Below are 13,042 nucleotides of genomic sequence, written 5' to 3'. Positions count from 1 at the left end.
TTTTCTGGAAATACCAACCGCCTGCCCGGGCAGACGGTTGGTGAGCATTACTCGTCGCCTTTTTTCTGGCTCAGGCCATATTCGCGCAGCTTATTGGCGATCGCGGTGTGGGAGACGCCAAGACGCTTGGCCAGTTTACGCGTGCTGGGGAAGCTGCGATAAAGCTGGGTGAGCACCGAGCGTTCGAAACGGCGGGTAATGTCATCCAGAGACCCCTCCATCGCTTCTTCGCCAACCGCCAGCGAAGAGACGTCGTGGTCCGGCAGCAGGATATCCTGAGGGCGCAGCTCAAACCCATCCAACTGAGTCAGCGCGCGATAGATCGCGTTTTTCAGCTGACGCACGTTGCCCGGCCAGCTGTAGCGCGTCAGTACGCTATTTAAATCGGCTGAGAGTTTTGGCCGCGGAATGCCCTGTTCATCGGCAAAGCGCGCCACGAACAGTTCGGTCAGCGGCATGATGTCCTGCGGACAGTCGCGCAGCGGCGGCAGATACAGCGTCAGCACGTTCAGGCGATAATAGAGGTCTTCGCGGAACAGCCCCTTTTGCACCAGCTCCACCAGGTTTTTCTGGGTCGCGCAGATCACCCGCACATCAACGTGGACCTCATGATCTTCACCGACGCGGCGGAAGGTGCCATCGTTGAGGAAACGCAGCAGTTTGGTCTGCATGCGCGGCGACATTTCGCCAATTTCATCCAGCAAAACCGACCCGCCGTTAGCCTGCTCGAAAAAGCCCTTTTTCCCCTGGATGGCGTCGCCGAACAGCTCGCTTTCCACCGCGTCTTCCGGGATAGAGCCGCAGTTCAGCGCCAGATAAGGTTTCCCCGCGCGCGGGCTCGCCAGATGGCAGGCGTGGGCCAGCAAATCTTTCCCTGTGCCAGTATCCCCGACGATCAGCAGCGGCGCGCTGAGCATGGCCAGCTTGCGTGCCTGCTCGACGACGTGGCGCATTTTCGGACCTACGGCGAGGATCTGGCTAAAGGCGCTGGTATCCTGAATGGTCATGGTTTGCAGCTGGCGCCCCATACGGACCGTCGAACGCAGCATCGCTACCGCGCCGGTTAGCACCTTCTCGCCGTGCTCGCCTTCCAGGTAGACCGGGGTGATCTCCAGCAGAAAGTTCTGTCCGTTGACCACCACGTGTTCCGCATGCGACTCCTGAGGATCGTTCTCCAGCCAGCGCTGGACGTTAAAATCGGTAATCAGCTGCGCGACCGGATGGCTGCGCAGCTTATCCTGGCTCTGGCCAAACAGCTGGCAGCTGGCTGGGTTAGCCAGTTCGACTTTTCCTTTGGTATCCAGAGACAGCACCGGCTCCGGCATCGCCACCAGCAGCGCGCTGAGCGCCAGATGTTCCCGCTCTGACGGCATCCACGCTACGGTGCGCACGTCGGTGACCCCGGCGATACGACGAATTTCCGCCATCAGGCTGCTGAAGCTGGCGAACTCCAGCTCGGCGAAATTGAGATAAATTCGGCCAATAGGGTCAATGTCGATACCCCGCAGGTCGATACCGCGCAGCACCAGTAAATCGAGTAATTCACGAGTCAGACCAAGACGGTCTTCACAAAAGACTTCAAGACGCATAGGTGTTTTCACCCTAAAGAGGCCAATGACGGATGAATAATAGGACAGTTATTTGCTGGCGTGAAGCCAGCTGTCAACAATTATTGACAGTATGGCGGAAAAATGGCCTTTCTGCCGTAAAGTTATGCGCTCAGACGAAAAATGGCGATGAGATGAGCGGCTATCATCGCTTCTGTTTTTCTCCCCGGCTTGCGCTACGCTTAGCCGGGCTACAGGTTACAGCCTTCTGTGAAACGGTAGCCCGGCTAAGGCATTCACGCCGCAAGCCGGGAATGCTTAAGCGACTTATTTTTCCACGCCGCTTTTACTCTTCTGCAACGTCTCTTTTAGCTGGCCGATCAGCTCGCGGCGAAAATCCCCCAGCCGCGGTTTATCGTCGGCGATCCACGGCAGCGGACGGCAGAGTTCCATAGCTTTAATTCCCAGCCGCGCGGTCAGCAGACCGGCGCCAATCCCCTGCGCCGCGCGCGCCGATAGCCTGGCCGCCAGATCCTGCGACATCCAGTCCATCCCGACCTCCCGCACCAGTTCGCTGGCGCCGGCAAAAGCGATATTGAGCAGCACCAGACGAAACAGGCGCAGGCGGCTATAGTAGCCCAGCTCAATACCGTAGAGGGTGGCGATGCGGTTGATCAGCCGTAAATTGCGCCAGGCGATAAACGCCATATCCACCAGCGCCAGCGGACTGACGGCTATCATTAGCGTCGACTCTGCCGCCGAACGGCTGATTTCACGCCGCGCCTGCGCATCCAGTACCGGCTGCACGATCTGCGCATACAAGCTCACCACTTCACGATCGTTCTGCGTTTCGTGGATTGCCGCATACCAGCGCTGCAGGGCCGGGTGCGATTGATCGAGCCCCGCCTGCTGGGCCAGCTTCTCGCAAAAGGCGCGCCCTTTGCCGACCGCATGGCTGTGCATCAGATCCCGCGCCTCATCGCGCTCGTGGGCGCGCTGGCGTAGTCGCCACAGCCGGCGCCACTCGGTTGCCACCGAACCGACGCCCGCGCCGACGATCAAGGCGCCGGCAGCGCAGCCGCCAAGGGCTATCCAGTCCTGCGTTTGCCAGGCGGTCATCGTCCACTGCACGCCCTGCGCCACCACGCTGACGCCAAAAATAGCCAGCCCGGCGCTGACCATCTTTCGCCACAGGCTGCGCTTAGGTCGCAGCGCTGACTCCACTACCGCTTCCGCCGCCCCCTCTTCTTCTTGCAGAACGTCAAGCCGCGCAGGAGCGAATTTCGCCGCGTCGGCGCCGTCAAACGCGCGCGCGGACTTCAAAATTTGCGCCTTTTCCTCCTCCAGCGGGCCGTCGAAATCGATACGCGGTTTTAAGGGTTCGGTCATCGCAATTTATCTCCGATCAAAAATTCCAGCGCCGCATCGAGGCGAATATGCGGCAGCGGTTTATCAACGTCCATCACCTGCGGGCGGAAGTTTTCAAACTGAAAGCCCTGCTGTTCCCAGAAGGCCTGGCCCGGCAGGCGGGCTGGCACCTCGCCGGGGTAGACGGTTAGCGGCTGGCCGTCGCTCAGCCTGTGGCCTCGCAGCGCAGGGATCTTTTCGCCGTTCACCTCAATAAGCCCGCTCTGCGTCGCCTGAATCGACGCCAGTCCCAGACAATCCATACTGATACCTTCGAATGCCGCATTTTGCCAGGCATCCTGTATCAGCTGCTGCAGCAGCGACACCATATTGCTGTGCTGATCGACGGTCACATGATCCGCTTTGGTCGCGGCGAACAGCAGCTTATCGATAACCGGTGAGAACAGGCGACGAAACAGCGTACGCTGGCCATAGTGAAAACTTTGCATCAGCTGCGTCAGCGCCAGGCGCATATCGTTAAATGCCTGCGGCCCGCTGTTAAGCGGCTGAAGGCAGTCCACCAGTACGATTTGCCGATCGAAGCGCAGGAAATGATCTTTATAGAAGCCCTTTACCACTTTCTCGCAGTAGTATTTAAAACGCTCGCGCAGCATTCCGGCATTGGTATGTTTGCCCGCCTGCGCCAGCTTAGCCTCACCGGCGGCATCCACATCCGGCCAGGGAAAGAACTGCAGTGCCGGCGCGCCGGCCATTTCACCGGGCAGCACAAAGCGCCCTGGCTGAATAAAGTGCATCCCTTCGCGCTTACAGGTATGCAGATAGTCGGTCCATGCCGCAGCGATCTCCGCCAGACGGGTTTCATCGGCGGGCGCCAGCGGATCCAGACCTTCGCATAGCTGTCGCCAGCGTGCCGACCACTCCGCCCTCTGCCCCTGCAGTAGTCCGGTCATCTGCCGTGACCAGGTCAAATAGTCCTGGGCCAGCATCGGCAGATCCAGCAGCCACTCGCCGGGATAATCGACAATTTCCAGATACAGGGTTGAGGTTTCTTTAAAATGGCGCAGCAGCGAATCGTTAGAGCGATAGCGCAGAGCGAGGCGGATTTCGCTGACGCCACGGGTGGGCGTCGGCCAGACCGGCGGCTGACCGTAGAGCTGGGCCAGCCCTTCATCATAGGTGAAGCGCGGAATACCAAAATCCCGCTGCGGTACGCGCTTGACGCCCAGCAGGCGCTCTTCTCTGGCCGCGCTAAGCAGCGGTAGCCGCGCGCCGGCGTGAATATTCAGCAGTTGATTGACCAGCGCGGTGATAAAGGCGGTCTTGCCGCTGCGGCTAAGGCCGGTGACGGCCAGACGAAGATGCCGATCAACCCCACGATTGATCAGCGCGTTAAATTCTGTTTTGAGTCGCTTCATCGCCATCCTGTTGTGCCTGAAGAACGAGGGAAATAAACATGAGGGCTAAAGAGATAATTATCAATAGATTGCATTAGCCCCGCTGCGACGGGGCCGACGATTATTTGCTGGCGCTTTTCGGCCTGGCTATCCCACGGAGGCCGCCGGCGTTAACCACCTGCGTGTAGCCCATTTCGCTCAGCAACTGCTGAGCCTGTCCCGATTGCCGGCCAACGTTACAATAAACGTGAATGGTATCGTTTTTATCCGGTACTTCCGCCGCAATCCGCGTTTTTAAATCCGCCAGCGGAATATTCACCGCCCCGACGACGTGCTCTTTTTGATACTGCTGCGGAACGCGGACGTCAATCCAGTGTTCCGCCGCGAAGACGGGTAAGGCCATCGCCAGCGCTAAACCCAGAAGGAGTTTTCGCATGTTATCATCCTGATAGTGTGAGTGTTTAGGCACTCATAACATACGCCATCCGCGACGTTTAGAAAACCGCTGCGCCGCCCGGCTGAGCATAGGTTCCAGAACAAGCATCAGCAGCATTTTCAGCGGCCGACGCGCGACGGATTTTACCGCCCAGCCTGCGACGCCCGCCGGGCCGTAGCGCAGCGCGGTGAGCAGCACCAGTTTGCCCGCGATTTTCAGACCCGGTTTGACTTTTTGCCCGGCCTGCTGCCATTTCATGTTCATCATTAACCTCAACTTTCAGTTATAGCTGGCGGAAACGACTGCGCAGCGAAAAGGTATCAGAGGTGACGTAGCGCTCCATTTCACGCAGACGACGCTCACCCGCTGCCAGTTCCTTATCCGCGGCGGCCAATAGTTCTCCGCTGCTCGGCGTTTTTTCACCATACAGCTCGCTTTCCGGCATCGGATCCAGCGCAAACGAGAGAATGATGTAAGCCACCACGACAAACAGGAACAGGCCAAATATCATTGCCAGTACGGTAATCAGGCGTACCAGCTTAACCGGCACGTCCAGATACTGCGCGATGCCGGCACAAACGCCTTTCACCATGCCCTGCTGCGGAATGCGCCACAGTTTTTTACTCAGACCCAGTCCGCCCATTATTTCTCTCTCCAGTTCGGGTGCTCAGCATCAAGAATGGCTTCCAGCGCCTGAATACGCTCGCGCATGCGCTTCGCGTCATCGGACAGCTGCAGCAGGCGCTGCTGTTCATTCTGCGAAAGGCTGCCGCTGGCGGTGCGGTTGTTGTAATGCAGCCAGAGCCAGACCGGCAAAACAAACAGCACAAACAACGTCAAAGGGATGGCGAGAAAAAGCATGCTCATGTGAACTCCTTGCAGATGGCGGCGGCACGTCTTGGTGCCGCCCGAAGATGATTACTGGTTATTTTGATTCATTTTGGCTTTCAACGCCGCCAGCTGCTCACTGATTTCATCGTCCGCTTTCAGATCGGCGAACTGCTGATCCAACGACTTATCTTTACCAAAGCGATGGCTTTCCGCTTCTGCTTCCATATGATCGATACGGCGTTCAAACGATTCAAAACGCGCCATCGCCTCGTCAATCTTGCCGCTGTCCAGCTGACGGCGAACGTCGCGGGAGGAGCTTGCGGCCTGATGACGCAGCATCAGCGCCTGCTGACGGGCGCGGGTTTCGCTGAGTTTGTTTTCCAGCTCGCCAATCTCTTTTTTCATCCGCGCCAGCGTTTCGTCCACCAGCTGCGCTTCGTTTTCCAGGCTACCGATCAGGTCGGTCAGCTTCTGCTTTTCGATTAGCGCCGCTCGGGCCAAATCCTCTTTCTCTTTACGCAGCGCCAGTTCGGCTTTTTCCTGCCATTCCGCCTGCTGGGCAACGGCCTGTTCAATACGACGGCTTAGCTGTTTCTTTTCAGCCAACGCCCGCGCCGAGGTCGAACGCACTTCAACCAGCGTGTCTTCCATCTCCTGGATCATCAGCCGAACCAGCTTCTGCGGATCTTCCGCTTTCTCCAGCAGAGAGTTAATGTTGGCGTTCACGATGTCGGCAAAACGAGAAAAAATACCCATAATTTCAATCCTCATAGTTCTGGTGTCAGGCACCGGCCTGTGCCATGACTAATACAAATGCCGTGCCAAGTTTTTATCTTATTGATTTTAATGGAAGTGGTTGTTATCTGGCCAGCGTATTGCTAAAGTGACCTGGTGAATCACACTACTAAATGGCGAAATTCATCATGGCGGATTACAAGGACAACCTGCTCGGCGAGGCCAATAGCTTTCTTGAAGTGCTGGAACAGGTCTCGAGACTGGCGCCGCTCGATAAACCGGTGCTGGTGATTGGCGAGCGCGGAACCGGCAAGGAGCTGATCGCCAGCCGCCTGCACTTTCTCTCATCCCGCTGGCAAGGGCCATTTATCTCGCTCAACTGCGCGGCGCTCAATGAAAATCTGCTCGATTCGGAGCTGTTCGGGCATGAGGCCGGCGCCTTTACGGGGGCCAGTAAACGTCACCCGGGGCGCTTCGAACGTGCCGACGGCGGTACCCTGTTTCTCGATGAGCTGGCCACCGCGCCGATGCTGGTGCAGGAAAAACTGCTGCGCGTGATTGAGTATGGCGAGCTGGAGCGCGTCGGCGGCAGCCAGCCGCTACAGGTTAACGTCCGTCTGGTGTGCGCGACCAACGCCGACCTGCCTCAAATGGTAGAAGACGGACTTTTTCGCGCCGACCTTCTCGACCGTCTGGCCTTTGATGTGGTGCAGCTGCCGCCGCTGCGCGAACGGCAGAGCGACATCATGCTGCTCGCCACCCAGTTTGCCATCCAGATGTGTCGCGAACTCGGATTACCGCTGTTTCCCGGCTTTAGCGAACGCGCCGCCGAAACGCTGCAAAACTACCGCTGGCCGGGGAATATCCGTGAATTAAAAAACGTGGTTGAACGTTCGGTCTACCGCCACGGCAGCAGCGAGTGCGAGCTGGATAATATTATTATTAACCCCTTCCGCCAGCAGCACACGGCGACGCTCGTCGAAGTGGAGAAGACGCCAGGCCCCACGCTGCCGCTCGATTTACGCGCTTTCCAGCAGGAGCAAGAAAAAAGCCTGCTCGAGAGAAGCCTCGAACAGGCGAAGTACAATCAAAAACAGGCGGCCGAACTGCTGGGGCTAACCTACCACCAGCTGCGGGCGCTGCTGAAAAAGCATCAGCTTTGACCTGTACGCGGAAGCAGCAGCGCGCTCACCGCCATTGAACCAAGGCAGAGCGCGGCGTTAAACCACAGCGCATACTGCGCCGCGCTGGCCATTCCGAGCGGTAAAAACAGCGCAAAAAGTGACGCTGTCACCGCAATGCCCATCGCCCCGCCCAGCGAACTGCCCATCTTATAGATCCCCGAGGCCACGCCGACCTTATTCTCGGGAGCGTTAACCACCGCGGTGTCCGTTGAAGGGGTGGCGTAGCAGCCCAGGCCGAAGCCAAACAGCACGTTGCTGAAAAAGACCGTGACGATATAGGTCGATTTATCGAGAAAGGTGCAGGAGATAAGAAGAATACCGACCGCGGTAAAGACCGGGCCGGTCATCATCGGCAAACGCGCGCCGTAGCGTTGCAGCAGTTTCTCGCCCACCCGAATCATCGCCAGCACGGTAACCAGGTAGCCAAGCGTCATCATTCCGCTCTCCAGCGGGCTCAGATGATGCCCCTGCTGGAGCCAGATGCTGGCAATCATCATCGTACCGATGGCGCCGTTAAGCATAAAGTTCGACAACACCGCGGCGCTGTAGGCACGGTTGCGAAACAGCGCGAAATCAATCAGCGCCGCGTCGCCTTTACGCTGGCCGCTACGGATAAAAAATAGCCCCGAGGCCAGCGCGCCGGCCAGCATCGCCAGCGAGGTTGCGCTGGTCCAGCCCCAACCGTGGCCTTTGCTGATAAAAAGATTTAACAGTACCAGCGCCAGGATCAGGCTGAGCAGGCCGCTGATGTCCAGCTTATGCTGCTGCGCGCTGGCGCTACGGCTTTCCGGCGTACCGCGCAGCAAAAACAGCGCCGCCAGCGCTACCGCGATGGAGAAAACAAAGATCCAACGCCAGCCCAGCCCGGTGGCGATCGCCCCGCCGACAAACGAGCACAGCCCGCTGCCGCCCCAGGAGCCGATGACCCAGAAGCTGACCGCTCGCTGGCGCGCTTTGCCTTCATACCAGGTTTTTATTAACGCCAGCGTCGCCGGCATGATGCAGGCGGCCGACAGCCCCTGTAAAACGCGCCCGGCCAGAAACAACGCGGGCCCCTGCGACAGCACCAACATCGCGCTGCCGACAATGCTGAGGATCAGGCCGAGCGAGGTCATACGCATGCGGCCAAATTTATCCGCCAGACCACCGCTGGCGACCACGAAGCAGCCGCTGAATAAGGCGCTCAGGCTCACCGCCAGAGTCAGGGTCTCCAGCGAAATATCGAGGCTGCTTTTCATTGCCGGAACCACGTTGATCACCGACTGGGCAAACAGCCAGAAGGTCAGAACGCTCAATACAATACCCGCCAGCAGACGATCGGTGCCGACGAACTGCGCTTCGCTTAGCGATACAGAACTCATAGCAGGGTCCTCTTCGTTGCGGAGATTAACGCAAATAGTGTTCCGTCAGGGCGCACCACAGCGCGGCGCCTTTCAGCAATAGCGCATCGTTGAAGTCGTATCCGGGGTTATGCACCATGCAACGATCCGCCTCGTCTCCGGCGCCGAGGGTGAAATAGCAGCCGTGTGGGTTGCGCTCAAGCATAAAAGCAAAATCTTCGCTGCCCATAAACGGCTTCACCTCGCCGACCTGCGCCGCTCCAAATAGCGCGGTTGCCACCGTGCGAACCATCTCATTGGCAGCCGGATCGTTCCTTAAAACCGGGCTGCCGTTAACGTGGGTTAAGGCGGCGCTGGCGTTAAAGCTCTCGGCCTGAGCGACGGCGATATCGTGAATGCGCTGCAGGACCGTCTCGCGAACCTGTTCGTTTAAGGTGCGCACCGTGAGCTTCATTAACACCTTGTCGTTGATAATGTTCGGCGCGTGACCGGCCTGAATGCTGCCCACGGTCACCACCGCCGGTTCAAACGGCGTGATGTTGCGGGAAACAATGGATTGCAGCGCCAGGGTGATATGACAGGCAACCAGCGTGGCGTCGACAGTATGCTCCGGTACCGCGCCGTGTCCGCCCACCCCTTTGACTTCAATATGGAGAGTGTCTGAGGAGGCCATCATCGCCCCATCGCGCAGGCCAATTCTGCCTAACGGCTGCCCCGGCATATTATGCAGGCCAAAAATGGCATCGCAGGGAAACTGGTCAAACAGGCCGTCTTCGAGCATGACCCGCCCGCCGTAGAGCAACTCTTCTGCGGGCTGAAAAATAAGCTGCAGCGTACCGTTAAACTGTCGGGTGCGCGCCAGATATTCCGCGGCGTACAGTAAGGTAGTGGTATGGCCGTCATGGCCGCAGCCGTGAAAACGTCCATCGACCCGGCTGGCCCACGCCTTGCCGCTCATCTCCTGCATCGGCAGCGCGTCCATATCCGCCCTTAGCCCCAGTCGTTTTTTGCCGTCGCCCGCGCTTAAGGTCGCGACCACGCCGGTGCCCGCCAGACCGCGGTGAACCTGATAGCCCCATTCGCCGAGCAGGCGGGCAACCTCTTCACTGGTTTTATGCTCTTCAAAACCGATTTCCGGCTGCTGATGGAAACGGCGGCGAAGCGCGACAAACTGCGCCTCGTTAACCTGTAATGCCTCAATAATCGGGTGTGTCATTTTTATTATTCCTGTGTTGTGTTTGCACGACACTTTCGAGTTTATGCATCTTTGTTGGCTTTAAAATGCGATTTTTTGTTTTATAGTGACGGATTATTAATGAGTGCTTTTCATACAAAACGGTTATGACAAAAAATAACATGCTGTTTTTTGTCTTCAGGAGGCGACGGTGGAGCATCATTCAGGCGACTTTCAGGTTGTGGTTCGCGATATCCGACAGTGGAGCCAGCAGGAAAACGATGCTCTGACACTGATATGGCTGCTTGAGGGCAGCGTAGAACTCCGCGATGGCGAAACGGGTCGCTATCTACAGGCTGATGAACTGGCGATAGTGAATCGTCATCGCCGCTGGAGCCTCAACAGCAAGACGGCGAACGTTGTGATGACGCTGTCGCTGAACGCCGGGTGGCTGACCCGCCTCGACGGTGATTTTTTTTCCTCCGCCTACCAGAGCAGCAGCGAAACGCGCGATGCCGAAGACACCCTGCGTTACCTGATGCGCCAGCTGCTGGTCCTTGGTCTGGTCAATCCCCAGGCACACTACCGGCTGGAGGCCAACCGCTGGCTTAGCGAAATTGCGCTCCTGCTGGCGTCACGCTTCAGCCGTCCCCTCACCGCCCAGGCGCCTCGCGGCTCGGAACGCTGGAGCCAACGAATTAATCGAGTAGTGGCGCGAATCGATGCCAATTATCAACGGCGCCTGTCGCTGCAGGAGATTGCCGCCGCGGAATTTGTTTCCGAAGCCTGGCTATCGCGTCTATTCCGCAAAGAGGTGGGCGTCAGCTTTATGCAGTACATCACCGGGCTGCGCCTGCGCAAGGCCGCCGAGCAGCTGACGGCCACGCGCAGGTCGGTGCAGCAGATCGCCCAGCAGCATGGCTTCGCCAGCAGCCGGGTGATGAGCGACCTGTTTAAACGCGAGCACGGCCTGACGCCGCGCCAGTTCCGCCAGCAGCATCCGCAGACGGCGATCGAATCCCCTCGTCCGCGCCCTCAGCAAGCCGAGCTGTGGCAGCCTGTATCAATCGACCGGCTTTACTCCCGGCTCAATGCGCCGCAAACCAACGGCCTGGACAGCCCGCCGCTGCGGCTCAATCCCCAGCAAACCCGCCATCTCGATGTGCGTGAACTGCCGACGCGGGCCGCGCCGCTACGCCACACCCGCATGGTTGTTACCGTTCGTGAACTGGACGATCTGCTGCGCGAGGATGTCCGCCGCGAGCTGGAACAGCTGCACGGCGCACTGCCGATATTCGCCATCGATATTCACGATCCGTTTCTCAGCAGCCGTCTGTTCAGCGCCGGCTGGGACGATCCGCAAATGGCCGGCTACGCCTGCTGGTATAATCTGCAGCGCATATTTAGCTGGCTGGCGACTATGGGCTGGGCGGTGATACTCCATACCGGGCTCACCACCCGCGGCGATCTGTTGCAACGCTTTCTGCGCCTCTCCGCCAACCATTTTCCGCCGACAACCCTGGCCAGCTGGCGCTTCGTCTGGCACTGGTCCCCCCAGGCCAGCGACGAGGCGCGCCAGCACGCCTGGCGGCAACAAAAAGCGATCCTGCAGAGGCTATCGCCGCAGTCGGCGCTGGGGATCTGGCACCGTTTTCCGCAACAGGTAGAGGACGATCCCCTTCTGCGCTCACCGCTGCTTGCCGAGGCGGATTTTCTTGCCTGCCAGGCCGATGCCAACGAACTGCTGGATCTGGCGCAGATTGACAGCCAAAAGCTGGCCGCCAGCGAAAACTATCCGGTACATAAATTACGCAAACTCCATAACACCCTGCGCCAGCGGCATCACCTGCTGCCGCTTTGGCTGCTCTCGTGGAATACCCTCACCGGCGATACCCGCGATACCAACGGCCGTTTCTTTCGCGGCGCGCTGCTGATGGACAATCTGCTGGGACTGGCGGATCAGGTGTGGCTCGCGGGGTTCTGGCTGAATTCCGGATTGCAGGGAGAAGCCCGGGCCAACGGCAAGCTGGATACCTCCAGCCTGGCACTGCACTATCTCCACGGTCTGCCGCGACCGGTCTACTGGGTATTGTGGCTATGGCGCAGGCTACGGGGCGAGGTGCTAATCAACGACAAAAATCTGCTGCTGCTACGCCATCACGGTCATTATCAGCTACTGCTGCGCAATACGGTGGTGTTCAACCCCTGGCTCTCCAGCGAGGAGGCGTTTACGCAGCGCTTCAGTCAGCCCTGGAGCGTGCGGCTCCTCGGACTTGAGGGACGCTGGCGAATCAAACATCATCTGTTCGATCAGCACCATGGCGCGCTCTTCCCGCTATTCGAGGCCTTTCGCAGCCAAAGCGGGCCGGACGATGAGGACTATCGCTGGCTGATGCACCGGGCGCGCCCGGCGCTGCGCGTCAGTGAAGAGACGCCGGATAGCGACCGCTGGCAGCTGGTAGAGACGCTGGAAAGCAACGCGCTGGCGCTTTATGAATTCACGCCGCTCGCGGACTAAAAGTGACAGCGTCACCATGCGATAACGTCCCACAAGCGGCCTGTGCCGCGAAAAATGGCGTTTGATTGCGCGGGAGTCGTTTCACATGCAGTTAAAAAAATGTAACTAGCAAGATATCTTCATGTGAACTATCATCTGCGCATCATGATTCAATGGACTGAAAATAAAGATGATTCCGGTTAATCCTTCAACGCTTGGCCGCTATGCGGCGCACGTCAGCCTGGTCCATACTATGAAAAACCACCGCGCGCCGGCGCTCTCGGTTATGATGATCTTTTCGGACCTGCTTATCCGCTCAACCGAAGATTCATATCGTCAACAGGGCTGGACAATCACACCGCAAAACAGCGGCCTGGTCCTGCGTAACTATGTCGCCCTCCATCACAACGGCGGAAAGCTGGAAATAAATCCCAAAGATTATATCGCCCGCTATAACCGACTTCTTCCTCTGTAGCGCCTCAACATCCAGCGAGCCGTGCGGATACGGCTCGCTGGAGAAACCGCAAATAAAAAGA

13 protein-coding genes are annotated in these 13,042 nt (G+C 58.4%); 3 read left to right on the top strand and 10 right to left on the bottom strand.

Translation table 11 applies throughout. The features are described 5' to 3' along the window. Nucleotides 1–47: 47 nt before the first annotated feature. From tyrR to pspA, 8 genes are all read right to left on the bottom strand, one after another. Nucleotides 48–1,589, bottom strand: a complete 1,542-nt coding sequence (gene tyrR, locus KCG39_RS03240) for a transcriptional regulator TyrR (RefSeq protein ID WP_004121199.1) — start codon at nt 1,587–1,589, stop codon at nt 48–50. Nucleotides 1,590–1,874: 285 nt separating this feature from the next. Continuing rightward, entirely contained in the window at nt 1,875–2,936 is a 1,062-nt protein-coding gene (locus KCG39_RS03235) for a YcjF family protein (protein WP_004121200.1), read from the bottom strand. Then, entirely contained in the window at nt 2,933–4,330 is a 1,398-nt protein-coding gene (locus KCG39_RS03230) for a YcjX family GTP-binding protein (RefSeq protein ID WP_004121201.1), read from the bottom strand. The genes KCG39_RS03235 and KCG39_RS03230 overlap by 4 nt, the downstream gene beginning before the upstream one ends. A gap of 100 nt (nt 4,331–4,430) precedes the next feature. Then, nucleotides 4,431–4,745: a thiosulfate sulfurtransferase PspE gene (gene pspE / locus KCG39_RS03225; RefSeq protein ID WP_004121202.1), complete on the bottom strand. Its 315-nt coding sequence runs from the start codon at nt 4,743–4,745 to the stop codon at nt 4,431–4,433. Nucleotides 4,746–4,778: 33 nt separating this feature from the next. Continuing rightward, on the bottom strand, nt 4,779–5,009 hold the full coding sequence (pspD, locus tag KCG39_RS03220) for a phage shock protein PspD (RefSeq protein WP_004101464.1): 231 nt from the start codon (nt 5,007–5,009) through the stop codon (nt 4,779–4,781). Between the two features lie 19 nt (nt 5,010–5,028). Next, nucleotides 5,029–5,388: an envelope stress response membrane protein PspC gene (pspC, locus tag KCG39_RS03215; RefSeq protein ID WP_142467969.1), complete on the bottom strand. Its 360-nt coding sequence runs from the start codon at nt 5,386–5,388 to the stop codon at nt 5,029–5,031. Further along, a complete protein-coding gene (gene pspB / locus KCG39_RS03210) occupies nt 5,388–5,612 on the bottom strand; it encodes an envelope stress response membrane protein PspB (protein ID WP_142467968.1) in 225 nt (74 codons plus the stop codon). The genes pspC and pspB overlap by 1 nt, the downstream gene beginning before the upstream one ends. Before the next feature lie 51 nt (nt 5,613–5,663). Beyond that, complete coding sequence (gene pspA, locus KCG39_RS03205) at nt 5,664–6,332, bottom strand: phage shock protein PspA (RefSeq protein ID WP_004121203.1); 669 nt, start codon at nt 6,330–6,332, stop codon at nt 5,664–5,666. A 152-nt stretch (nt 6,333–6,484) separates the two neighbouring features. Here pspA and pspF point away from each other — a divergent pair, with 152 nt between their 5' ends. Further along, nucleotides 6,485–7,474 carry a phage shock protein operon transcriptional activator gene (gene pspF, locus KCG39_RS03200; RefSeq protein ID WP_162626072.1) on the top strand — a complete coding sequence of 330 codons (990 nt, stop codon included), beginning with the start codon at nt 6,485–6,487 and terminating at the stop codon, nt 7,472–7,474. On the opposite strand, the gene KCG39_RS03195 is transcribed toward pspF, so the two are convergent. Continuing rightward, nucleotides 7,465–8,856: an MFS transporter gene (locus tag KCG39_RS03195; protein ID WP_004121205.1), complete on the bottom strand. Its 1,392-nt coding sequence runs from the start codon at nt 8,854–8,856 to the stop codon at nt 7,465–7,467. The genes pspF and KCG39_RS03195 overlap by 10 nt on opposite strands. A 25-nt stretch (nt 8,857–8,881) precedes the next feature. Next, a complete protein-coding gene (locus tag KCG39_RS03190; RefSeq protein ID WP_087829244.1) occupies nt 8,882–10,051 on the bottom strand; it encodes a M20 aminoacylase family protein in 1,170 nt (389 codons plus the stop codon). A 169-nt stretch (nt 10,052–10,220) separates the two neighbouring features. On the opposite strand from KCG39_RS03190, the gene KCG39_RS03185 reads away from it, so the two are divergent. Both KCG39_RS03185 and KCG39_RS03180 read left to right on the top strand, forming a co-directional pair. Beyond that, complete coding sequence (locus KCG39_RS03185) at nt 10,221–12,527, top strand: helix-turn-helix domain-containing protein (RefSeq protein ID WP_139529467.1); 2,307 nt, start codon at nt 10,221–10,223, stop codon at nt 12,525–12,527. A gap of 169 nt (nt 12,528–12,696) precedes the next feature. Beyond that, nucleotides 12,697–12,981 carry a hypothetical protein gene (locus KCG39_RS03180; protein WP_049114326.1) on the top strand — a complete coding sequence of 95 codons (285 nt, stop codon included), beginning with the start codon at nt 12,697–12,699 and terminating at the stop codon, nt 12,979–12,981. Nucleotides 12,982–13,042 lie beyond the last annotated feature (61 nt).

This window comes from Klebsiella pasteurii (assembly GCF_018139045.1).
Lineage (GTDB): Bacteria > Pseudomonadota > Gammaproteobacteria > Enterobacterales > Enterobacteriaceae > Klebsiella > Klebsiella grimontii.
Note: the sequence above shows the minus strand (reverse complement) of the source record. Positions and strands in the feature narration are given on the sequence as shown.